Annotated in this window: 21 protein-coding genes; 9 read left to right on the top strand and 12 right to left on the bottom strand. The window is 44.5% G+C overall.

Annotation, left to right across the window (positions count from 1 at the left end; genetic code table 11):
- Positions 1 to 310: 310 nt before the first annotated feature.
- Entirely contained in the window at positions 311 to 949 is a 639-nt protein-coding gene (locus GKR61_RS02495; protein ID WP_036955604.1) for a TetR/AcrR family transcriptional regulator, read from the top strand.
- A 191-nt stretch (positions 950 to 1,140) separates the two neighbouring features.
- A complete protein-coding gene (locus tag GKR61_RS02500; protein WP_036955818.1) occupies positions 1,141 to 2,181 on the top strand; it encodes an AbrB family transcriptional regulator in 1,041 nt (346 codons plus the stop codon).
- 64 nt (positions 2,182 to 2,245) lie between these two features.
- Here the strand turns inward: GKR61_RS02500 and GKR61_RS02505 are convergent, their stop codons facing one another.
- Entirely contained in the window at positions 2,246 to 2,593 is a 348-nt protein-coding gene (locus GKR61_RS02505; RefSeq protein WP_036955602.1) for a YacC family pilotin-like protein, read from the bottom strand.
- Between the two features lie 330 nt (positions 2,594 to 2,923).
- Here GKR61_RS02505 and cueO point away from each other — a divergent pair, with 330 nt between their 5' ends.
- A complete protein-coding gene (cueO, locus tag GKR61_RS02510; RefSeq protein ID WP_154600108.1) occupies positions 2,924 to 4,588 on the top strand; it encodes a multicopper oxidase CueO in 1,665 nt (554 codons plus the stop codon).
- A gap of 115 nt (positions 4,589 to 4,703) precedes the next feature.
- Complete coding sequence (gene hpt, locus GKR61_RS02515; RefSeq protein ID WP_108478397.1) at positions 4,704 to 5,240, top strand: hypoxanthine phosphoribosyltransferase; 537 nt, start codon at positions 4,704 to 4,706, stop codon at positions 5,238 to 5,240.
- Positions 5,241 to 5,313: 73 nt separating this feature from the next.
- Here hpt and can read toward each other — a convergent pair whose 3' ends face one another.
- On the bottom strand, positions 5,314 to 5,967 hold the full coding sequence (gene can / locus GKR61_RS02520) for a carbonate dehydratase (protein WP_036955599.1): 654 nt from the start codon (positions 5,965 to 5,967) through the stop codon (positions 5,314 to 5,316).
- Positions 5,968 to 6,221: 254 nt separating this feature from the next.
- Between can and GKR61_RS02525 the strand changes: the two genes are divergently transcribed.
- Complete coding sequence (locus GKR61_RS02525; protein WP_036955596.1) at positions 6,222 to 7,163, top strand: ABC transporter ATP-binding protein; 942 nt, start codon at positions 6,222 to 6,224, stop codon at positions 7,161 to 7,163.
- Positions 7,160 to 7,930: an ABC transporter permease gene (locus GKR61_RS02530; protein ID WP_108478347.1), complete on the top strand. Its 771-nt coding sequence runs from the start codon at positions 7,160 to 7,162 to the stop codon at positions 7,928 to 7,930. Before GKR61_RS02525 ends, GKR61_RS02530 begins: the two co-directional genes overlap by 4 nt.
- A gap of 155 nt (positions 7,931 to 8,085) precedes the next feature.
- Here GKR61_RS02530 and panD read toward each other — a convergent pair whose 3' ends face one another.
- The 7 genes from panD to sfsA form a co-directional block, all read right to left on the bottom strand.
- The gene (gene panD, locus GKR61_RS02535) at positions 8,086 to 8,466 is read right to left on the bottom strand and encodes an aspartate 1-decarboxylase (RefSeq protein WP_036952622.1); all 381 of its coding nucleotides are present in this window, start codon (positions 8,464 to 8,466) and stop codon (positions 8,086 to 8,088) included.
- Between the two features lie 218 nt (positions 8,467 to 8,684).
- A complete protein-coding gene (panC, locus tag GKR61_RS02540; RefSeq protein ID WP_154639527.1) occupies positions 8,685 to 9,548 on the bottom strand; it encodes a pantoate--beta-alanine ligase in 864 nt (287 codons plus the stop codon).
- A 34-nt stretch (positions 9,549 to 9,582) separates the two neighbouring features.
- Entirely contained in the window at positions 9,583 to 10,374 is a 792-nt protein-coding gene (gene panB / locus GKR61_RS02545) for a 3-methyl-2-oxobutanoate hydroxymethyltransferase (protein WP_036952616.1), read from the bottom strand.
- 66 nt (positions 10,375 to 10,440) lie between these two features.
- Positions 10,441 to 10,923, bottom strand: coding sequence for a 2-amino-4-hydroxy-6-hydroxymethyldihydropteridine diphosphokinase (gene folK, locus GKR61_RS02550; protein ID WP_036952614.1), 483 nt, complete (start codon positions 10,921 to 10,923; stop codon positions 10,441 to 10,443).
- A gap of 71 nt (positions 10,924 to 10,994) precedes the next feature.
- Positions 10,995 to 12,521, bottom strand: a complete 1,527-nt coding sequence (gene pcnB / locus GKR61_RS02555) for a polynucleotide adenylyltransferase PcnB (RefSeq protein WP_207910782.1) — start codon at positions 12,519 to 12,521, stop codon at positions 10,995 to 10,997.
- A gap of 377 nt (positions 12,522 to 12,898) precedes the next feature.
- Positions 12,899 to 13,354, bottom strand: coding sequence for an RNA polymerase-binding protein DksA (dksA, locus tag GKR61_RS02560; RefSeq protein ID WP_006659320.1), 456 nt, complete (start codon positions 13,352 to 13,354; stop codon positions 12,899 to 12,901).
- A gap of 190 nt (positions 13,355 to 13,544) precedes the next feature.
- A complete protein-coding gene (gene sfsA, locus GKR61_RS02565) occupies positions 13,545 to 14,261 on the bottom strand; it encodes a DNA/RNA nuclease SfsA (RefSeq protein ID WP_036952609.1) in 717 nt (238 codons plus the stop codon).
- A gap of 161 nt (positions 14,262 to 14,422) precedes the next feature.
- On the opposite strand from sfsA, the gene hrpB reads away from it, so the two are divergent.
- A complete protein-coding gene (hrpB, locus tag GKR61_RS02570; RefSeq protein ID WP_272537320.1) occupies positions 14,423 to 16,882 on the top strand; it encodes an ATP-dependent helicase HrpB in 2,460 nt (819 codons plus the stop codon).
- Positions 16,883 to 17,093: 211 nt separating this feature from the next.
- Positions 17,094 to 19,643 (top strand): bifunctional glycosyl transferase/transpeptidase, encoded by a 2,550-nt coding sequence (mrcB, locus tag GKR61_RS02575; protein WP_154600106.1) that lies wholly within the window; start codon positions 17,094 to 17,096, stop codon positions 19,641 to 19,643.
- 221 nt (positions 19,644 to 19,864) lie between these two features.
- On the opposite strand, the gene hemL is transcribed toward mrcB, so the two are convergent.
- Positions 19,865 to 21,154 (bottom strand): glutamate-1-semialdehyde 2,1-aminomutase, encoded by a 1,290-nt coding sequence (gene hemL, locus GKR61_RS02580; RefSeq protein ID WP_036952602.1) that lies wholly within the window; start codon positions 21,152 to 21,154, stop codon positions 19,865 to 19,867.
- 237 nt (positions 21,155 to 21,391) lie between these two features.
- Between hemL and erpA the strand changes: the two genes are divergently transcribed.
- A complete protein-coding gene (erpA, locus tag GKR61_RS02585; RefSeq protein ID WP_036952599.1) occupies positions 21,392 to 21,736 on the top strand; it encodes an iron-sulfur cluster insertion protein ErpA in 345 nt (114 codons plus the stop codon).
- Between the two features lie 294 nt (positions 21,737 to 22,030).
- On the opposite strand, the gene btuF is transcribed toward erpA, so the two are convergent.
- Both btuF and mtnN read right to left on the bottom strand, forming a co-directional pair.
- Positions 22,031 to 22,840 (bottom strand): vitamin B12 ABC transporter substrate-binding protein BtuF, encoded by an 810-nt coding sequence (gene btuF, locus GKR61_RS02590; protein ID WP_195848375.1) that lies wholly within the window; start codon positions 22,838 to 22,840, stop codon positions 22,031 to 22,033.
- Between the two features lie 95 nt (positions 22,841 to 22,935).
- The gene (gene mtnN, locus GKR61_RS02595; protein WP_036952597.1) at positions 22,936 to 23,628 is read right to left on the bottom strand and encodes a 5'-methylthioadenosine/S-adenosylhomocysteine nucleosidase; all 693 of its coding nucleotides are present in this window, start codon (positions 23,626 to 23,628) and stop codon (positions 22,936 to 22,938) included.
- Between the last annotated feature and the right edge of the window lie 36 nt (positions 23,629 to 23,664).

A 23,664-nucleotide genomic window follows, 5' to 3' on the forward strand; every position in this document is an offset into this window, starting at 1 on the left:
ATTTACGATAAGTCAATAATGAGACTACAGTCTCATTATTGGCGTTATCTGCTTGGTTCTTTAGACGATGACTTGTATCTTGTTGATAAAACATTATAAATAGAGTGGTTATCATAAAATAGTTAAATCAGAATAATGGTTTTTGTCCCTGAATATTTAAATATAATGATTTACCGTGCTGTATTTATAGCGTAATTTCGAAAGCGAGCACACGACATACTCGTCAGATGATTAAGAATGCTTATCGGCGAATATGTACTGTGAAAGATATTGTCTACACTCATAGAAAGGCGATTTTAAGGATAAAGACATGCCACTGAGCCATCTCATGCCAGACTATAAAGGAACGCGCAAACGTACCTATAACTTACTCGTGTCAACGGCAGTTGAGCTATTTGAAAAAGGGGCAATGCCGTCAGTATCTGAGTTAGCAATGGAAGCGGGCGTTTCGCGTGCGACTGCGTATCGTTATTTTCCAACGCAAAGTGACCTGATTGCCGCGACGGTGAATGTTAGCCTCGGTCCTATTTTGACGTGGAAGCCGCAAAGCGAAAAAACAGAAGAGCGAATTGATGAACTGTTACGCTATGCATTCCCGCGTATGTTTGCTCACGAAGGGGTTTTGCGTGCGGCGTTACAAACATCACTTCAACAGTGGGCGCTTGGGCGTTCATCACCTTCACCAGAACCTGAAGAGAAACGATTAGAGCGTGGTAATCGTAAAGATATTTTGGCGATGGTGACATCACCGATGAAATCCGAGTTCCCGAATGAAGTGATTGATAAAGTCATCAAAGCGTTTTCCGTGATCTACGGTTCGGAAATTTTCTTGGTATTAAAAGATATCTGGAAACTGGATAATGATCAGGTAACTGAAATCGCCCAATGGATGGCAAAAGCGATTATTAATCAAGCTACTGCGGATAAGCAGCAGATTGAAAAACCATAGACATTTCCCCCTCTCAAATTCGCCTAATATCCTCCTGTCTATAGGGGGATTTTATGCACTTCGTAGGATTATCGGTTAAACCTTCACGAAAAACAGGCATGACGCTCATTTCAGCATTCTTAGCCTCATGAGCTTGAATGATTGTGATATAACTTAATCTCATGATTAATTATATCAATGGTTACTGTCCGATGATAAAGCTGATAAAAATGAGTGTTGGGATCATTCTTTGTGCCATTGTTGGCGGCTCACTCACTTATATCGGCATTCCCTTAGCGTTGATGTTCGGTCCGATTATCGCCATTATTATTTTCCATCGTTTTGGTTTCTCATTCCCCACTCCTAAACACACTATTACTTTTGTTCAAGTGACGCTCGGAACCTCTGTAGGTCTGATGTTTAATCAAGTGTCGCTGAAGGATGCAGATAACTTATTGCTACTGTTATTGATGTTGGTGGTCTGTTTAGCCGTGCAGTTTTCATTTAGTTTTTTTTGGTTTCACCGCAAGGTCGGGTGGACAAAACAAGAAGCGATGTTGGGCTCAGTGCCTGGAGCGATGGCGGCCATCCTTGCCTTAACGGATCACACCCATACGCCGCCGCAAAAAATTGTTATCTCCCATACTATCCGTTTAATCATCCTTATTTTATTGGCAGGTTTAGTGGTAGGAAGTGAGGGCGATCCTCAGCCACTAATTGAATGGCCAACGTTAACGCTTGAATCCACGTTCTGGTTATTGGTGATTGTGACGGTGGGTGTGGTAGTCGGGATGTTTTTGCAACGCCTGCGAGTACCGGCGCCTTTTATGTTAACGTCCCTCGGTGCGGCAACGTTAATTCAAGGTTGGATTGATGTTCAGCTCCATTTCCCATTGATGCTGACTGAACTGAGTATGGTTTTAATTGGGATGAATATTGGTAATCATTTCATTGTATTCCCGCTATCCGCGCTGATAAAAAATATCTACTCTTCAGCCCAAGTGGTGATCATCAATATTATTTTGACCTTTTTGATCACGGTGTTTGCTGCGTGGATCACGGGATATGATATTGCGGTGTTATTGTTGGCTTGGGCTCCGGGAAGTATGGAAGCCATGACTTTCGCGGCAATAACGATGAATTTGGATGCTGGCTTTGTCATGTCCAACCATATTATTCGGATGGTGATTATCCAAACGATTCCATCGGTAGTACTGTTTTGGCAGGAGCGAAAAGGGAAGAAAGAGGGATAAGGAGGAAACATGTATCGATGTGGATTATAAAGGGCATCGACATGTTTCCGCTGGGATTTTAGGCTTATTTTACGTAAGCAAATAGCCCTAAAGAGTCTCTTGCCAAAGATTGGCATTTAAACTCTTGAGTCAATGGTATACCTTTTAAATCATCGTAGCTTTCTTTATTCAGCTTACTCATTTTATCGGAGTTGTAATTTCCCAAATCCCATTTATTACTTTTCGCAAAGTAAACAATGGCGCGTTCAATTTCTCTGTCAGGAATTTGGGAATAGCCGCAATCATATTTTAAATAAATAAATACAGCGGTCAGATCAGCGAGGTCTTCAGCTTCATTGGTAGAGAGTGCTTTGGCGGTATTGGTTAGCCCCAAAAGCATCATTAAGCATGACATCAATATAAATTTTTGCATTCGATATTCATCTGGTTTTTATGTCAAGTAACATTAGCATAAGAACATACTCGCATTACATCAAGTTGCCTGATTTCTTTATGACTACGATGTACTCTATAGATACTAAGCACTTTAGATTATTTTGTGTATAGATTCGTTAGTCAATTCTAACTTTCTTAAATCTATGTAATAAACCCATATTAGATGCATGGGTTTATTGACCTTCCTGTAAGGGGAAGCTTTATCATCCCAATCATTAAACCACGTTTTGCTTGGCAAGGGCAATTTCAGACTTGTCATACCGTGCTCACTGATTGTTGATTTTGATAAATAAAAGGAAGGTTATCTATGTTACGTCGTGATTTTCTGAAGCTGAGTGCTATCGCTTATGCTGCGAGCGCACTGCCAGTTTGGAGCCGCATGGCTGTTGCTGCTGGGAATTATCCCACATTGGCTATTCCACCACTTGTAGAACCGGATGCACAAGGGAATATTCAAATCGCTATCAAGCAAGGTATTTCACAGTTTGTACCGGGCAAGAAAACTACAACGTGGGGATATAACGGCGATTTATTGGGTCCAGCACTTAGCCTGAAAAATGGGCAGCCAGTAAACATTAATATCACCAACCAATTACCTGAAGAGACAACCGTACACTGGCATGGATTGGAAATTTCCGGCGAGCAAGATGGTGGACCTCAAGCGATTATCGCTCCCGGTGCTAGCCGTAAAGTCAATTTCACTCTCAACCAACCTGAAGCTACTTGCTGGTTCCATCCTCATACTCACGGAAAAACTGGTTACCAAGTGGCGATGGGACTAGCGGGATTAGTGCTTGTTAAAGATGAATACAGCCAAAAACATAGCTTACCGAGCGAGTGGGGCGTCGATGATATTCCCGTTATTCTGCAAGATAAGCGCTTAAAAGATGACGGACAAATTGATTATCAATTAGACGTCATGAGTGCTGCCGTGGGCTGGTTTGGGGATATGATGCTAACCAACGGAGCGGTTTATCCTAAACATGTTGCGCCGAAAGGTTGGATCCGCCTGCGTTTACTCAACGGTTGTAACGCACGTAGCTTGAATGTATCGACCAGTGATGGGCGTAAAATGTATGTGGTGGGCAGTGATGGAGGATTACTGGCTGAACCTATCGCATTAACTGAATTACCGATTTTAATGGGCGAACGCTTTGAAGTATTGATTGATGCCTCTGACGGTCGTTCCTTCGACCTTGTCACTTTACCTGTTGGGCAAATGGGAATGACCATCGCGCCATTTGATCAGCCACTGCCTGTTTTACGCATTGAAACTACCTTGAGTGCGGGAGCTGGAAAATTACCTGAGCAATTAGCAACGATTGCTGCCATTCCTTCACTGACGGGGCTAAATCGCCGTAAATTCCATTTGATGATGGATATGCGCTTGGATATGCAAGGCATGATGATGCTGCGCGAAAAATATGGTCCGCAGGCGATGGGGAACATGGGGGGGCATGGCGGTATGATGGGGAATATGGATCATTCCAATATGAATGGTAGCAATATGGGAAGTGGAAACATGAACCATGGCAATATGAATAACAGCAATATGGGTCATGGCAATATGGCAGCCGGTACGCAAAGTAATGGCGGTCATTGCGGTATGGGCACAGGTGATCTGGATATTCATAATGCGAATACCATCAATGGACAAGTTTTCTCAATGACACACCCTGCGTTTAATGCGCCGCTAAATCAGCAAGAGGTTTGGGTGATTTCAGGGCGTGGCGATATGATGCTGCACCCATTCCATGTTCACGGAACGCGTTTTAGGATCCTTAAAGAAAATGGTCGCCCGGTTGAACCGCATCGCCAAGGCTGGAAAGACATTGTGAAAGTGGAAGGGCAAGTGAGCGAAGTCTTAGTGGAATTTAAACATACTGCGACGCCACAGCACCCTTATATGGCACATTGTCACTTACTGGAGCATGAAGATACTGGCATGATGATGGGCTTTACCGTAGGTTAAGGTCATCGAAACTGGCAGTGGCGATGTGGTCACTGCCATTTGTTTTGTCGTCGCGTCTTTGTGTGGCTTATGTTAAAATTACGCGCTTTCCTTTCCCATACATGCGTAATAGATGATGAAACATACTCTGGATGTAATGATCTCTGAAGAAGAGATTGCTCAAAGAATCAGTGAATTAGCAGACAGCATTAGTGCTCATTACCAAGACAAACAAGGTGATTTAGTGCTGGTTGGTCTGTTAAAAGGCTCCTTCATTTTTATGGCAGATCTATGCCGTAAAATCACCGTACCTCATGAAGTTGATTTCATGACCGTATCAAGCTACGGCAATGCAATGACATCAAGCCGTGATGTGAAAATCGTGAAAGACTTAGATGAAGATATTCGCGGTAAGCATGTGCTGATCGTTGAAGATATCATTGACTCAGGCAACACGTTAAATAAAGTCCGTGAAATTTTTGGCCTGCGTGAGCCTGCATCTGTGGCAATCTGTACTCTGTTGGATAAGCCTTCTCGCCGTGAAGTGGATGTACCGGTTGAGTGGATTGGTTATTCAATCGAAGATAAATTCGTTGTCGGTTATGGTATCGACTACGCGCAGCAGTATCGCCATCTGCCGTACATTGGGCATGTCACTCTGCTGGAAGAGTAAGTTTTTTAAACTGTATTCTTAGCAATAAAAAGAGCAGCCTAGGCTGCTCTTTTGCTATTTTATTTTCGAAAGATTATTTTTTCTGTGTGAGCTTAGAGATAGCCTCACGATAACCTAACTCTAACTTCTCGCGGCTATCTGAGGTAATGTGTAAGTCGTGTAAGCGACCATTATTGATACCGTAAACCCAGCCGTGGATCATGATTTTCTGACCACGTTTCCATGCGGATTGCATGATAGTGGAGTGACCTAAGTTATACACTTGCTCAACCACGTTTAATTCGCAAAGACGATCTAAGCGCTCGCACGGTTTCAGTTCACCTAACATAGAGCTATGGCGATACCAGATATCTCGAATGTGTAATAACCAGTTATTGATCAGGCCCAATTCGGTGTTATCCACCGCTGCTTCAATACCACCACATCCATAGTGACCACAGATAATAATGTGTTCGACTTCCAGAACATCAACCGCATACTGAATAACTGATAAACAGTTTAAGTCCGTATGGATAACTAAGTTCGCCACATTACGGTGAACGAAGAGATCCCCAGGGGCTGCGTTGATCAGTTTTTCGGCAGGCACTCGACTGTCTGAACAGCCGATCCATAGAAATCTTGGTTTTTGAGCTTTTGATAATTCTTTAAAGAATTCAGGATCTTTTTCTTTTACAGACGCTGACCATGCTTCGTTATTAGCAAACAGCTCTTCAATTTTTCTCATCATGACTTATAGCCTAGTTGTGTGACTTTGCGATAAAATCTTATACAGCATTTATTGATTAAATAATAATTAGTTATACTAATTTCACATCTATGATGAACCACTCATTTATACATGACAACCCTCATTAAGGGGGATGTTGAATAATATATTGTTAAATTATTATCACTTTTCTGCATAACATCCGACAGGAAAAAGTGGCATCATTAATCTATATTGCCTCCAAACAGCCCCAAGAATAAAGGTATTTTTAATATATGACTTACGCACTCGAACTATCGCAGCTGACCAAAACCTATGCAGGTGGCGTGAAAGCGTTGCGTGGCATTGATTTAAGCGTGGAAGATGGTGATTTCTATGCCTTACTTGGACCGAATGGTGCAGGAAAATCAACAACGATTGGCATTATTAGTTCATTGGTCAACAAAACCAGTGGCTCAGTGAAAGTGTTTGGCTATGACTTAGATAAGCAAGTTGTACTGGCTAAACAGCAACTTGGGTTAGTGCCTCAAGAGTTCAACTTTAACCCGTTTGAAACGGTCTTACAGATTGTTTTAAACCAAGCGGGTTATTATGGTGTTCCTCGTAATGTGGCAAACCAGCGCGCTGAGCAATATCTTACTCAGTTAGATTTGTGGGAGAAACGTAATGAGCGTGCGCGTAATTTATCCGGTGGGATGAAACGCCGCCTGATGATAGCTCGCGCCTTGATGCATCAACCAAAACTGTTGATCCTCGATGAGCCGACAGCCGGTGTTGATATTGAACTGCGTCGTTCTATGTGGACGTTCCTGAAAAAGCTGAATGCACAGGGTACCACCATTATTTTGACCACTCACTATCTGGAAGAAGCGGAAATGCTGTGCCGTAATATCGGGATCATTCAGCATGGTGAGCTGGTGGAAAATACCAGCATGAAGCAGCTTTTAAGCCAGCTAGAGTCAGAAACGTTTATTTTCGATTTAATGCCAAAAAGCCCAATTCCAAGCTTAACGGGGTATGAATCCCGTTTAGTAGATACGTCAACTCTCGAAGTGGATGTGAAGCGTGAGCAAGGGCTCAATGGTGTCTTCAGCCAGTTAAGTGACCAAGGAATTCAAATTTTGAGTATGCGCAATAAGGCTAACCGCCTTGAAGAGCTGTTTGTCAGTTTAGTGAAGAAAGATAACCAAGTTTCAGAGCAGGAAGGTGCGCAATGATCTCGCTATATTGGGTTGCCTTAAAAACGATTTGGATCAAAGAGGTCACTCGCTTTGGTCGTATCTGGGTGCAAACGTTGCTGCCACCTGTAATCACCATGTCGCTCTATTTTGTGATTTTCGGAAATTTAATTGGTTCACGAATTGGCGATATGGGCGGTGTAGACTACATGCAGTTTATTGTCCCTGGTCTTATTATGATGGCGGTGATCACTAACTCATACTCCAACGTCTGTTCGTCATTTTTTGGTTCTAAATTCCAGAAAAATATTGAAGAGTTGCTCGTTGCTCCCGTACCGACTCACGTGATTATCGCCGGTTTTGTTGGCGGTGGGGTTGCGCGTGGGATTTTAGTCGGATTCTTGGTGACTATCGTATCTCTGTTCTTTATCCCATTGCAGGTTCATTCATGGTCAATGGTGGTGATCACGCTGTTATTAACAGCGATTGTGTTCTCCCTTGCGGGTCTGTTAAATGCGATTTTTGCTAAAACCTTCGATGATATCAGCATTGTTCCAACATTCGTTTTAACGCCACTGACCTATCTGGGTGGGGTTTTTTATTCGTTATCTTTACTGCCGCCATTCTGGCAGGCTGTCTCTAAACTCAACCCGATTGTGTATATGATAAGCGGCTTTAGATATGGCTTTTTAGGCATTGCGGATGTGTCCATCGTCGTGACTTTGAGCGTATTAATGGTGTTTTTAATTATCTTCTATGCTTTGACATGGTATTTAATTGAACAAGGTCGCGGGTTAAGAAGTTAACCTAGCAAATCGGCTGAGCTGAGGTTGGAATAAATGTCCCTAAAGGAAAATCAATTTATTGATTTTCGCCTGATAACACAAAGAGGGAAAAACCACGCTTTTATCCCTCTTTGTCATCAACGTAATGCCCCTAATAGGGGCATTTCTATATTAAATTAGGCGACTTGTACCGGTACCGCTTTAGCAATCCGGCTCATGGTGTTGTTCGCATCAAAGTAAGCCACTTTGGGGTGATGCTGGCGGGCTTCTTCATCAGGTAACATACCGTAAGTACAAATAATCAGCTTATCACCAACCGCCGCACGGCGTGCAGCAGCACCATTGACAGAGATAATTTTAGAACCGCGTTCCCCTGCAATCGCATAGGTTGAAAAACGTTCGCCATTATCCACATTATAAATATCGATAGCTTCGTATTCTAAAATGCCAACGGCATCTAAAAAATCCTGATCGATGGCGCAAGAACCTTCATAGTGAAGATCAGCTTGAGTGACGGTGGCACGGTGAAGTTTGCCTAATAGCATTTTTCTTTGCATTTATTCTTCCTCATTCAAGCCACAGCGTTGTTAGCTGTGTGCTCTTACCTAGTCACATTTATTCTTCCTCATTGTATGCCACAGCGTTGTTGGCTGCGCTCTCTTGCCCTAGTCACATACTTATGTATGCTCCTAGGGTCGCGTTTACTTGCCGCCTAGCTGTGACAGCAATGAGTTTGAATAAATATTAGGTAACTTGAATCTAAAGTATTTTGTTTTTAAGCGATATCGAGCGGTAACTCGACTTGCAGATTGTCGATTAAACGGGTTTGACCTAACCATGCAGCCATTAAAATCACGGCGTGGCGGCTGGAAACCGTCAGTTCGCCGAGGTTATCGGCATCGCGAATAAAGAGTTCGTCAGGGGTAAATCCTGCTTGGCGCAAAGATTCTTCCATTTCACTAATTAAACCGGTTGCTGCCGCGGGAGAGTCCGCGAGCTTCTCACCTGCTTTTTGCATAATCGCAAACAGCTGAGGGGCGATTTTTAGCTCATCGGCAGACAGATTATTATTGCGTGAACTCAGGGCTAAGCCATTCTTAGCGCGAACGATAGGGACACCGACAACCTGAATATCGAAAGAAAGGTCAGTCACCAATTTACGCACTAACTGAAGCTGCTGATAATCTTTTTCACCAAATAATGCAATATCAGGCTGCACGAGATTAAACAGCTTGGTCAGTACTGTCGCAACGCCACGAAAATGCCCTGGGCGGCTAGCACCTTCTAACATGGTAGAAATTTCAGGTACTTCAACGTAACTTTGGTTGTCCATACCTTCAGGGTAAAACTCGGCGGCAGACGGTGCGAAAACTAAATCGACACTTTTACGTTTCAATTTTTCGCAATCTTCCTGCAAGGTACGAGGGTAATTGGCTAAATCGGATTGACGGTCAAACTGCATTGGATTGACAAAAATGCTGGCAATGACAATGTCGGCTTGCTGTTTAGCTTGGTCAATCAGTGTCAGGTGCCCATCATGTAAATTGCCCATCGTTGGGACAAACGCAATACGTTTGCCTTCTTGTTTCCAGCGACGAATTTCACGGCGCAAGATTGGCGATGTTTCAACGATCCGCATACTTCCCATCCTTATCGTTATATTTCATACAGAATTACGAAAATGAGTGAGCGTCACTCGGGTAAATTTCTTGCTCAACTTCTTGAATATATAGGCGAATAGCATCGTGAATATTGCCTGCTTCAGCCAAAAAGTTTTTCGCAAATTTTGGTGGTTTGGCGGTGATCCCTAACGCATCATGCATCACGAGAATTTGCCCGTCAGTGCCATTACCGGCACCAATTCCAATGACAGGTAACAGTAATTCTTCAGTGACTTGGTTCGCAAGGGATGTCGGTACGCATTCAAGAACCAACAGCTGAATGCCTGCATTCTCGAGAGCAATCGCATCTTTGATAAGCTGATTGGCAGTGACTTCATCACGACCTTGGACTTTATAGCCCCCAAGTACATTTACCGCTTGTGGCGTTAAGCCTAAGTGACCGCAGACTGGTACGGAACGTTCACACAGCATTTTGACGGTTTCACATAGCCAGCTGCCACCTTCGATTTTCACCATATTCGCACCAGCTTGCATCAAAATAGCGGCATTGGCACAGGCTTGCTCAGGCGTGGCATAACTCATAAAAGGCATGTCGGCGATGATAAATGCGTTAGGGGCGCCTTTACGTACGCAACGAGTGTGGTAAGCAATCTGCTCGACAGTGACAGGAAGGGTACTGGTTTCGCCTTGGATAGTCATACCTAAGGAATCACCAACCAGCATCACTTGGATACCTTGCTCAGCAAACAGTTGAGCAAAACTGGCATCGTAGGCTGTAATGGTAGCGAATTTGTGTTTCTCTTTTTTATATTGACACAAATCAGCGAGAGAAATGGGTTTCATTAAAATAACCTCCGGAAATGATTTCTCTTATGACCATACCTGAACGAGGTTAAACACATTAGGAATTTATTCCCAAAGCATTAGGCCATTTCGAGGGACGTGTGTAAGTCTTTCTGACAGTTTTTCACCATCAGGAAAAATCAGGGAAGGGGTAATATCACTGAGCGGATAAAGCATAAATTCACGCTCTTTTAGCCCATAGTGTGGAACAGTTAAGCGCTCGGTGTGGATCACTCGATTGCCAAACAGCATGATATCGAGATCTAATGTTCTCGGTCCCCAGCGCTCATCTTTGCGAACGCGCCCTAAATCCAGTTCAATTTTTTGGGTATGATTGAGTAAGTCTTCAGGTTCAAGTTCGGTTTCCAGCAAAACAGCCAGATTGAGAAAATCAGGTTGATCCTGTGGGCCGAGGGGTTTAGTTCGATAAATAGAGGAAGTGCTCACAACGCGAGTGCTTGGAATCGCCTCTAATGCGGCAATCGCTTGTTGTGCTTGCTTCAGTGGCTCGCCTAAGTTGCTGCCAATGGCAATGTACACTTGCTCCATCTCTTTATCTCTCTATCTTAATCTCTCTATGGTGATCGCAGCGACCGCTTAAGCCGCTGAGATGAATACCATTATGATTTATTCGGTTTTCTATTACCGGATTGTGATGAACGATGCGGACGCTGGCGGCGACGAGTTGGCGCACTACCGAGCTCCGAGATCATTTCACGCTGTTTCTGGGCATTGGCTTGTTGGAAGTCATTCCACCATAAAGCGAGTTCTTGTAGCTCATTACGGTGTTCCACATTGGCTCTAAGCTCTAATAAATCAAAGGCAGCACGGAATTTCGGGTGCTCCATCAATTTATTCGCACGACGCCCTTGGCGACGAGGTAAGCGTAATTGCAACATCCAGATATCACGCATGGTGGTGGTGATACGTTTTGGGATTGCAATAGAGCGGCACTGTTCATCCAGTACATCATTCATTGCCAGCGCAAAGGCATCATAGTAAGCAAGACCGCCTTCCTGTGATAGTTTTTCTGCGTGTTCAGTGACGGGATACCATAACATGGCTGCAAATAAAAATGCAGGATTGACGCGCTTATCATTTTTTAGTCTGAAATCGGTGTTTTTTAACACTTGTTCAATGACTTTTTCCATTGGTGAATCACCATTCTCAGTGAAGCGGCTCGCAATCACAGGGAACAGTTGTTCAAACAGATGGTACTGATTCAGCATTTTATAGGTGGCGTAGCCATAGCCGGCTTGAAGTAATTTTAATGACTCTTCAAACAGTCGCGCAGAAGGGATTTCACGCAGCAATGGGGCTAAGCGATGAATCGGCTCTGCGGTATTTGGCTCGATACGCATATTCAGCTTACAGGCGAAACGCACGGCGCGGATCATCCGAACGGGATCTTCACGGTAGCGTGTTTCTGGGTCGCCAATCAGACGAATGACGCCTTCTTTTAAGTCTTGTAATCCATTGACGTAATCGCGTACGGAGAAATCATCAATGTTGTAATACAGGCTATTTACAGTAAAGTCACGGCGGATAGCATCTTCTTCAATGGAACCGAAAATATTGTCGCGAAGCAGCATGCCATTTTGCGCTTGAGATGACAGATTTTTATCATCGACTTCTTGGTCGTGGTGACCGCGGAAGGTTGCAACTTCAATAATTTCTGGACCAAACATAATGTGCGCAAGGCGGAATCGACGACCAACCAGTCGGCAATTACGAAATAGCTTGCGAATTTGTTCTGGGGTTGCATTGGTGGTGATATCGAAATCTTTTGGCTTTTGACCTAATAACAAATCACGCACACCACCGCCAACTAAATAGGCTTCGTAGCCATTTTTATTAAGGCGGTACAATACTTTTAGTGCGTTTTCACTAATGTCATCACGCGAAATTATGTGTTGAGCGCGTGGAATAACGGTAATCGATTCTTGTTTCGTCACGGATGTTCGCTTCTGTGTTTGAGCATCTGAACGTTTAGAGGGACGAACCGTTTTCTTTGTTTGTCTCGTATTCTGGTCATGTCTAGTATTCTGCTCATGCCGAGTTTTCCTCTCAGATTTTTTCTCTGATGCAGAAGGAGTGACTGGCCTTTCACCGGCTGCCTGTGTGTCTCGCGCACCACGCTTTGGCATCGAGTCCTGTTCTGCGGACGATGCTGGTTCATTGCGAGATAAAATATTGCGGCAGAAATTTGCTACTCGGTTAAAAATAGTACACCTCGATGTCATTACATAGATTCATTAAACAAAATAAGCGGCTAATCATAGCTCACTGAAGTTTCTTTGAGAATGGTTAAACGAATAAAAGTCATGGCTAATTATTTTTTATATCAATTAAACCAGTGAATATTATACAAATTGTAGCTTTTTGCGCGAGACGCAAACGATAACAAATGAGAGAAAATGAGAGAAATAAAGATAAGGTAAAGGGGAGTTTAAACTTTTTTGAGGGTGCGAATCCTTATAACGGCGCAGGGTTAATGCGCCGTTGAGGACTCCCAAAACAACAATTAGCCAGCCATCTGCTTTTCGCGGATTTCTGCTAATGTTTTACAGTCGATGCACAAATCTGCTGTTGGACGCGCTTCCAAACGACGGATGCCAATTTCCACACCACAAGATTCGCAGTAGCCAAAATCTTCATCTTCAACTTTCTTCAGCGTCTTTTCGATCTTCTTGATCAATTTACGTTCGCGGTCGCGGTTACGTAATTCGAGGCTGAATTCCTCTTCCTGAGCGGCTCTATCAACGGGGTCTGGAAAGTTAGCTGCCTCATCTTGCATATGAGTAACAGTCCGGTCCACTTCATCTCTGAGTTGATTGCGCCATGCTTCGAGAATGAGCTTAAAATGCGCCAATTGGGCTTCGTTCATGTACTCTTCGCCAGCCTTCTCATGATAGGGCTCAACCCCGGCAATGGCGAGAATGCTTAAGGACGATGTCTTACGTTTTTGCCCTTCTTGCATAATGCTTCTCCTACACACGCAAATTTTACAAAAACCCCAAGGGGGAAAATTTAAGGTCGCTATAAATATCAGAAGACAGCCGTCTTGGCAATCGTTCATGTGATGAGTTTTGTAATGCTGTGAAGACAAGCGTGTTTCTTCCCTTCACAAGCACTCATAACTCGATGACCTTGTTTAAATATCGACTAAACTAAAATGACTTAGTCGGGGTGAAGCGAATTGATGTCCCTATTTGCATTTTTTGTTTAGATATATCCACTTGATAACACAGAACTTCGACGCCATTGGTTATAGCCTGTTCTAACAACGCTGCATATTTAGGATCAATATGTGCAGCAGCGGATACTACGTGGATACCGCTATGTAAAATGACAAACATAAGTATGGCGCGTTTTCCTTCTTTAGCAATCAAAGTCAGCTCTCTAAGGTGCTTTTGTCCTCGTATTGTCTGAGTATCAGGGAAATAGCCATGGTTGTTTTCCAACAAAGTCACTGATTTAACTTCAATAAAACAATCAGTTAAGCCCTCTTGAGTGAGTAAAAAATCAATCCGGCTGTTTTCACTTCCATACTTCACTTCAGGGGTCACTATACTGTAGTCAGATAATTCTGGAATATGCTTTTTTGCCAACGCTTCTGCCACTAATTGATTAGCTCGTAGCGTGTTAATACAAATTAGATGGTTGTTTTTGGTTTGCGTTAACTCCCAACTGTACGGATATTTTCGTTTTGGGTTATCCGAAGTGGAGTACCACACGGTATCCCCTGGAGTTGCACAGCCTGTCATCGCCCCCGTGTTTGCGCAGTGTATCGTCATTTCCTCTCCCTCGGGTGTGACGACATCCGCTAAAAAACGTTTATAGCGTTTAATTAATGTGGCTGATTTTAAAGGGGGGATAAATTCCATGTTTTCTCCGTTTACCGCGTTGTTCGTGACATAACATTACACCATCCTATATATGGTGTTAGCTCATAGACAGTATTAATGCGTCATATTCGTTAATGCTACAATTTGTTAATGCTACAATGCTTCACATAGAAAGTTAAACCTCATGGAGTTACCCCTTAGTGTTCCCTATCTTAGAAGTAAGTGATGACTTACTCGCTGCTCTAGCGAAATCCTCTCAAGTTCTGTTGCATGCGCCGACGGGGGCAGGGAAATCAACGGTATTGCCGTTAGAAATCCTCAAAAGTGGGCAGATAGACGGGCGGATTATTATGTTAGAGCCGCGGCGTATTGCAGCACGCTCAGTCGCCGCTCGCTTAGCGCAGCAGTTAGGGGAATCGGTAGGGGAAACCATTGGTTTGCGTATGCGTTCAGAAAGCAGAGTGAGCGCAAAAACGCGTTTGGAAGTGGTGACGGAAGGGGTTCTCACTCGCCAATTACAAAATGACCCGATGCTTGAAGGTGTCGGATTGGTCATTTTGGATGAATTTCATGAACGTAATTTACAGGCTGATTTAGGGTTAGCGCTGTTGTTGGATTCTCAGCAAGCACTGCGGGATGATTTAAAAATTTTGCTAATGTCCGCTACGCTGGATGATCAAGGGCTTAGCCAGCTATTTTCTGATGCGCCGGTGATCAGTTCACAAGGACGGACATTCCCTGTTCAACGGGAATATAAGCCCATCAATCCGAATAAACCGTTTCATCAAGAAGTCGCGAGCGCGGTTTGGCAACTGATGCAGCAACAAGGTGGCTCTTTGTTACTCTTTTTACCGGGAGTGGGCGAAATTGAGCGGACGAAAAGCGAGTTAGAAGGGTTAGTGACTGACGATGTGATGTTATGCCCAATGTATGGCGCGCTATCAATTCAAGCTCAGCAACAAGCGATTCTGCCTGCCCCTGAAGGAAAACGTAAGGTCGTGCTGGCGACCAACATTGCGGAAACCAGTCTCACCATCGAGGGGATCCGTTTAGTGGTGGATAGCGGCTTTGAGCGCGTGGGACAATTTAACCCGAGAAGTGGGCTGACAAAGCTAATTAAAAAACGCATTAGCCAAGCTTCAATGACCCAACGTGCGGGGCGAGCAGGGCGTTTAGAAGCGGGTGTGTGCTGGCATCTAATGAGTGCTGAACAAGCCGAACGAGCAGCACAATTTAGTGAAGCGGAAATTAATAATAGTGATTTAAGCGGGTTATGGTTATCGCTCCTTCAATGGGGCTGTCACGATATTTCTCAACTCCAATGGTTAGACGCTCCCCCCGAGGCGGCATTATCGGCAGCGAAAAGCCTGTTATTTAAATTGGGTGTCACTGATGCCCAAGGAAAGCTCACGTCGATGGGCAATAAAATGGCGGGAACGGGAATGTCAGTGCGTACTGCCGCCATGCTGTATCACGCACAGCAAACTCAAAATAAACCCGTTATTCAACTTGCTGCATTATTAACGGCAATTATTGAAGAACCTCCCCGTGGCGGAGTGATCGACCTACATACCCATTTAGAACGTCCGACGGAGAACTGGTGCAAACGTGCCTCTATCTTAAGTGGTGACAAAGTTACCCATTCTTTAGGGAAAACCACTGGGCTGATTAGTGAGTGGTTACCAACATTACTTGCCGCAGGGTTTCCTGACTACATAGCAAAATCCCGTGACCATCAAACTCGTTATCAATTAGCCTGCGGGTTAGGGGCAACGCTGAACGACAATGACCCATTGATGGGCAATGAATGGCTGATGGTAGCGGCATTATGGCAATCAGAAACATCGGCAGATGCGCGTATCTCACTGGCGTATCCTATTGAAATTGAAAAGCTTCAACAGGATTGCCCGCATCTTTTTAGCACTCAAGAGACAGTTGAATGGGATGAGCAGCGGGGAAGCCTGCTGGCATGGAGGCGCTTGCAATGTGGGCAGTTAGTGGTGAAATCTCAACGGCTGACTAATCCAGAACCGGAAGAGATTAAAAATGCACTGGTTTACTGGCTTAAGCAAAATGGTTTACAACAGTTAAACTGGCAAGAAAATACCCTACAATTGCGCATTCGTTGTGAATTAGCGGCGCGTTATTTTCCTGACACGCCATTGCCTGCAATGACTGATGAGACTTTACTCGAGACGCTTGATGAATGGTTAGCCCCTTATCTTAATGGCGTGACAAGCAAGAAAAAGCTGCAAGAAATTGATTTAATGAATTTATTATTGAATCGATTGGATTGGCAGCAGCGTCAATGGCTCGACAGCACGTTCCCTGTGACCTATATCGCTCCTTCTGGGAGCGAGGTAAGTATTCACTACGCGCTAGACAAGCCGCCAGTGGTTGAAATTCGCTTGCAAGAAGTGTTTGGTGAAAAAGCCAATCCAACCGTGGCAAATGGTAAAGTGACGCTAACATTATCGCTACTTTCGCCGGCAAGGCGCCCTATTCAGATAACTCAAGATCTCGGTGCATTTTGGCAAGGGAGCTATAAAGAGGTACAAAAAGAGATGAAAGGGCGTTATCCAAAACATCCTTGGCCAGATGACCCTGCGAATGCCGAACCAACGCGACAAACAAAAAAAGCGATGATGAGTGCGAAATAACCTAATTTTGTGCTCTAATAACGGGCTGTAAATTAGGCAATGGCGCCCAATAGGCAGCGTAAGGAAGTGTAATTAGGAGCTTTCTTCCGTGAAATTCCTTGAATTATGAGCCAAAATTAGCCTTATGTTACACCTACGTATCTGTAGTTGTACTTGTGTATGTATAGTTAGATTTTAATGCCTATTTAGGTATAGGAGATATGGAGCGACCATGTCCGGTAAAGATTTTGAACCCATTGGCAGACGTAAAAGACGCGCTGCTGAGAAATCGTCATCCTCTTCACGCCGCCGTAGACGCCGCGATGATTATGATGAAGATCTCTACGATGATGAAGATATTGATGATGAATATCTTGATGATGAAGACGATGAAGAAGAGCAAATGACCAAAAAAGGCTCAAAAAAGAACAAACCTCGCAAGAGTAAATGGCGCTGGTTCTGGCTGCTAGTTAAATTAATGCTAGTACTTGCAGTCATACTGGCGGCTTACGGTTTTTATCTAAACCAACAAATTAAAGAACGCCTTGATGGTAAGGTGTGGGACTTGCCTGCGGCGGTATATGGACGCATGGTAAACCTTGAGCCCGGTATGGATTACAGCCAAGCTGAAATGACCAACCTGCTCGAAGGAATGCAGTACCGTAAAGTCAGCAAAATCACCACATCTGGTGAGTTTGTGGTGAAAGGCAATACCATTGAAATTTTGCGTCGTCCATTTAATTTCCCAGACCAAAAAGAGGGGCAAGTCCTCGCGCGTCTGGTGTTTGAAAATGGCATGTTGAGCAAGATTGAAAATATTGAAAATGGGCGCTCGTTCGGTTTCTTCCGTTTAGATCCGAAACTGATCACCATGATGCAATCTGCGAATAATGAACAGCGTTTAGTGCTGCCAATGGCGGACTTCCCTGAATCCCTGGTAAAAATCCTCCTCGAAACGGAAGATAGAAATTTTTATGAGCATGATGGTGTTAGCTTATATTCTATCGGTCGTGCGGTGGTAGCGAACGTCACTGCAGGTCGTTCCGTGCAAGGGGGAAGTACCTTAACGCAGCAGTTGGTGAAAAACCTATTTTTAACCAACGAAAGAACCCTGAAACGTAAAGCTAATGAAGCCTTTATGGCATTGATTTTAGACTATAACTACAGCAAAGAACGCATTCTTGAACTGTATTTGAATGAGGTCTATTTAGGGCAAAATGGTAATGATGAAATTCGCGGCTTCCCGCTGGCGAGTTTGTATTACTTTGGTCGACCAATCAATGAGTTAAGCTTTGACCAACAAGCATTGCTGGTGGGAATGGTGCAAGGTGCATCAACCTTTAACCCGTGGACTAAGCCACAAAATGCGATTAAACGCCGTAATATTGTGCTTAAAATCCTTGAAACCCGTGGTGTTATCGATAATGAGATGTACCAAGTTCTAAGTGCTCGACCGCTCGGTGTGAAAAACAAAGAGGGATTAGTCGCATCTCAACCCGCATTTATGCAGATGGTGCGACAAGAGCTGAGTGAGAAGCTTGGAGACAAAGTTAAAGATCTCTCTGGGGCGAAAATCTTTACCACATTAGATCCGGTGGCGCAAACGGCGGCGGAAAATGCAGTCGAGTTCGGCGTGGCTGATTTACGTAAAGCACGTAAATTGGATGATATCGAAGGTGCCATGGTGGTTGTCGACCGTATTAACGGCGAAGTTCGTGCGATGGTCGGTGGCTCTGATCCACAATTTTCAGGCTTTAACCGAGCGCTAAATGCCCGTCGCAGCATTGGTTCTTTAGCAAAACCACCGGTGTATTTAACGGCATTAAGTGAGCCGGACCGTTTCCGCTTAAATACGTGGCTATCCGATGAACCGTTGACCATCAAGGTCGGTAATCAAAGTTGGAGCCCACGAAACTATAGCCGTAACTTCAATGGTCGTATGATGCTGGTGGATGCATTAGCGAAATCACAAAATATTCCAACCGTAAACTTAGGGATGGAAATTGGTCTCGACCAAGTGATGAATACGTTTATCCGTTTAGGCGCGCCAGAAAGTGCGATGGAAAAAGTACCTGCGATGTTGTTAGGTGCGGTGAACTTAACGCCAGCTGAAGTGGCGCAAGTGTACCAAACCATTGGTGGCGAAGGTAATCGCGCAAAATTATCGGCATTACGTTCCGTGATTGATGGTGATGGTAAAGAGCTGTATCAAAGTTACCCATCCGCAGAGCGTGCCGTACCATCTCAAGCCGCTTATTTAACGCTATTTGGTATGCAGCAAGTAGTGCTGCAAGGGACTGGGCGCGTATTACTGAATAAATATGGTAAATACAATCTGGCGGGTAAAACGGGTACCACCAACGACCTGCGTGATAGCTGGTACGCGGGTATTGACGGTAAGGAAGTGGCTATTGTCTGGGTCGGTCGCGATAACAACGGACCAACACAGTTAACAGGCTCAACAGGGGCATTACGTGTTTATCAGCGCTATTTAGATAACCAAACGCCACTGACACTGATCAACCGAGCGCCAGAAGGGATAACCGATATGCGTGTCATGATGGATGGGCAATTTAGCTGCTCTGATTTAGGTGGCGGCAGAATGTTACCAGTCTGGACTGAAGACCCGCAAAGCCTGTGCCAAGGATCAGCATCGCAAGATCCAGCGTGGAATTTGAATGGGAATGGTGAGGCGCCGCAAGAAGATGGAGCAGCTCCTGAGTGGGTCAAAGATATGTTCGGCGACTCCCCATCCAATTCTCCGTCATCCCGCACGCCGTAGCGTTGTTGGCTGCGGTCGCTAACCCTAGTCACATACTTGTGTATGCTCCTAGGGCTTAGCTCACTTGCCGCCTAGCTACTGCGCACGGGATTTAGGAGAATGTTGAGTTTGATTGGAAAAGAAAACAGATCAAAAAATAGATCTTAAGAAATAGATAAAAAAATAGGCGCCGTCTTTTGCAGATGGCGCCTATTTTTATGGGTGCAGTTTATTGCAGGGGGTTATTCGGCTTTGATTTTTGCCAGTGCAATTTCCGCGGCATCGATGGTGCGCTGGATATCTTCATCGCTATGAGCGACAGACATAAAGCCCGCTTCGAATGCAGATGGTGCTAAGTAAACGCCTTCTTCTAACATGTAGTGGAAGAATTTCTTAAAGCGAGTCACATCGCACTTCATCACGTCTTGGTAGCACGTTACAGATTCGGCGTCAGTGAAGAACAGACCAAACATCCCGCCCACATGGTTGATAACCATAGGCACGCCTTGCTCTTTAGAAACACGGGTTAAGCCACGAGCCAGTTTATCGGTCAGCTCCGTTAAACGCGCATGAACACCCGGCTGAGACACTTCATTTAAGCAAGCTAAACCCGCCGCCATGGCAACAGGGTTACCAGAAAGTGTACCCGCTTGGTAAACAGGGCCGATAGGCGCTAATTTTTCCATCACTTCATAGCGACCGCCAAATGCACCCACAGGCATACCGCCACCGATGATTTTACCTAAACAGGTTAAATCCGGTTGTACGTTGTAGTGATCTTGAGCACCACCGAGTGCAACACGGAAGCCTGTCATCACTTCATCGATGATCAGCAGTGCGTTGAATTCATCACATAATGCACGCAGACCAGGCAGGAATTCTGCGGTTGGTGGAACGCAGTTCATGTTACCCGCGACAGGTTCAACAATCACACATGCCACTTCTTCTGGGTAGTTTTCGAAAGCTTGGCGAACAGAGGCTAAATCGTTGTATGTGCAGGTCAATGTGTGCTTAACGAAATCTTCAGGTACGCCCGGAGAGTTAGGCTCGCCCATGGTCAGTGCACCGGAACCGGCTTTCACTAATAGGCAGTCAGCGTGACCGTGGTAGCAACCTTCGAACTTAATAATTTTATCGCGGCCAGTATAACCACGAGCAAGGCGAATCGCGCTCATAGTAGCTTCAGTACCGGAGTTGACCATACGGATCATATCGATAGATGGGACTAATTCGCACACCAGTTTTGCCATTTCCACTTCAGCAGCGGTTGGTGCACCAAAGCTTAAGCCTTTATTGACGGCTTTGATCACAGCATCGCGGATAGCGGGATGGTTGTGACCCAATACCATTGGACCCCAAGAGCCCACATAATCAATGTAAGCTTTGCCATCGACATCATAAATGTAAGCGCCATCAGCGCGCTCGATAAATAACGGGGTACCACCCACACCATTAAAGGCGCGAACAGGGGAGTTAACACCGCCAGGGATCAGCTGTTGGGCTTCATTATATAATTCTTCGGAATGGTGCATTGCAGGGCTCCTGAAAAGAGACTAAATAAAAAGTTGCCGCTATTCTAAAGCACAAGGACGATTAAACCAATGCTATCAATCACAATGATGGATCAATCATAAGGATGAATAGCAACTCTGTGCTCAATTGTGTAACAACACTTGAACCAATGAGTCAGGTGACGGATAATTGAGAAATTGATCTAAGTAGGCTTTGCCTTACCTATGAATTTACCGGTCACCGGTCTGGAGTAATAAATGAGTGATGATGTAGCTCTGCCTCTGCAATTTACCGATGCAGCTGCAACCAAAGTAAAAGACTTAGTTGCCGATGAAAATAACCCAAACCTGCGTCTGCGCGTCTATATTACGGGCGGTGGTTGCAGCGGCTTCCAATATGGCTTTACCTTTGATGATCAAATCAACGAAGGGGATATGACCATCGAAAAACAAGGTGTCGCACTGGTTGTAGACCCAATGAGCCTGCAATATTTAGTGGGTGGAAGTGTGGATTACACTGAAGGGTTAGAAGGATCGCGCTTTATTGTGACGAATCCGAATGCGAAATCTACGTGTGGGTGCGGTTCTTCCTTCAGCGTCTGATTTTTCGTCATATTTCAAGCCGTAGCTTCGTTAGCTACGCTCTCTCGCCCTAGTCACATACTTGTGTATGCTCCTAGGGCCTCGTTCTCTTGCTGCCTTGCTACACCTCGAACTATTTAGAAAAATCTTTTTTCGTGAGATTTTAAACGAAAAAAATTAGTTCGATTATATTATTGTCCTGTTGTATTAATTCTGCTCAAAAAATCCTGCTGTAATCTTAGATTCTTAGATTCTTAGATTCTTAGATTCTTAGATTCTTAGATTCTTAGATTCTTAGATTCTTAATTTCTTTTCTTAGTTTGGTAGCGCGTTTAGCTGATTGCATAGCTGCTCGGTGGCATTGATGATGCGGGGGCCGGCGCGGTGGAACCAATCCTCATTTAAGCGAATAATAGGGACATTGAGTTGAGTACTCCAGAAGGCTTTGACGGCTTTTTCTTGCTCGGGGGAACCGGTCATAATGATGGCATCAGGTTTGCGAGCGAGGACTTGCTCACGGCTGACTTGAGGCCATTGGACAGCGCTGTTTTCAAAAATATTCTGAGCGCCGCAAGTCTTAACGACATCATTTTGAAGAGTATTATCTCCTGTGCTAAATAATGGCTGCGTGCCGAGTTGGATAAATAATTGCTTAGGTTTTTTATTACTATCTAATTTATCTTTTTGCATCTTTAACGTACTGCGCAATTGGGTGATATTTTTCTCTGCCACTTCTGGGTGAGGGCTGTATTGTGCAAGCTCCTCTAGTGAGGCGATAACCCCATCAATGCTTTGCGGATCAAAATAGACAATTGGAATCCCTAACGATGCAAGTTGATCCAGAGGTCGCTGCGGGTTGCCGCCACGCCACGCCAAGATCAAATCTGGCTTTAAGGCAATAATCCGCTCCACATTTAACCCTTGCCAATCCGCTACTTGCTCAAGCTTTTTGGCAGATTCTGGGTAATCGGAATAGGCGCTTACGGCAATTAAGCTATCTCCCAACCCTACGGCATAAGCCAGCTCCGTATTGGCAGGTGATAAACTAATGACTCGGGATTTGGGGGTGGCGAATGCACTATTGATTAGGGTTAAGGAAAATAGAAAACCAATCAGTGAGCGCATGAGTTTGGTCGTTAGATTCATAGCATTACTTCACAAAGAGGTATTAGAAAAGGCATAAATGAAGGTCAGTTATGCCTTAGAAAGTGAGAAATAAATTACGCTAATGCTGTGACAATCGCAGCAACCATCAAGGATGATTGGCGTGCAGCGACAGGTAAAAACTCGTCAAAGCTAGTGTGGGACTCTTTATCTGCCACATCTGAAATTGCACGAACCACCACAAAAGGTACCTTAAACTGGTAGCAGACATGACCGATAGCCGCGGCTTCCATTTCAACGGCAGCAACGGTTGGGAATGTCGCTTTGATACGCGCTAAAGGCTCAGCTCCGTTGATGAAAGCATCACCACTGCAAATCAAACCGCGAACGGCGTTCATATCTAACGCTTTCACGCACTGTTCGGTAGTTTCAATGAGTTTTGCATCAGCAATAAATGCCGGTGGGCACTGTGCCATTTGACCCGGCTCATAACCAAATGCGGTGACATCCGCATCGTGGTAGCGCACTTCGGTAGATACGACGATATCACCTACATTTAAACGTGGATCTAAACCGCCCGCAGAACCTGTATTGATGATAACATCAGGCTTGCAGTGTTCTAACAATAATGTGGTACCGATTGCCGCTGCGACTTTACCGATGCCCGATTTTAATAAAGCGACGTCAACGCCGTTTATTTTCCCTGTATAAATTTCACAGCCAGCAAGGCTCAATGTTTGGCAACCTTCAATTTTTTCGCGCAGGGTCGCAACTTCTTGCTCCATCGCACCTATGATACCGATTTTCATTATGTCATACTCACTGTTGATTAATTAGACACTTAT

Source organism: Providencia sp. wls1916, from assembly GCF_009706585.1.
In the GTDB taxonomy this organism is placed as follows: domain Bacteria; phylum Pseudomonadota; class Gammaproteobacteria; order Enterobacterales; family Enterobacteriaceae; genus Providencia; species Providencia lanzhouensis.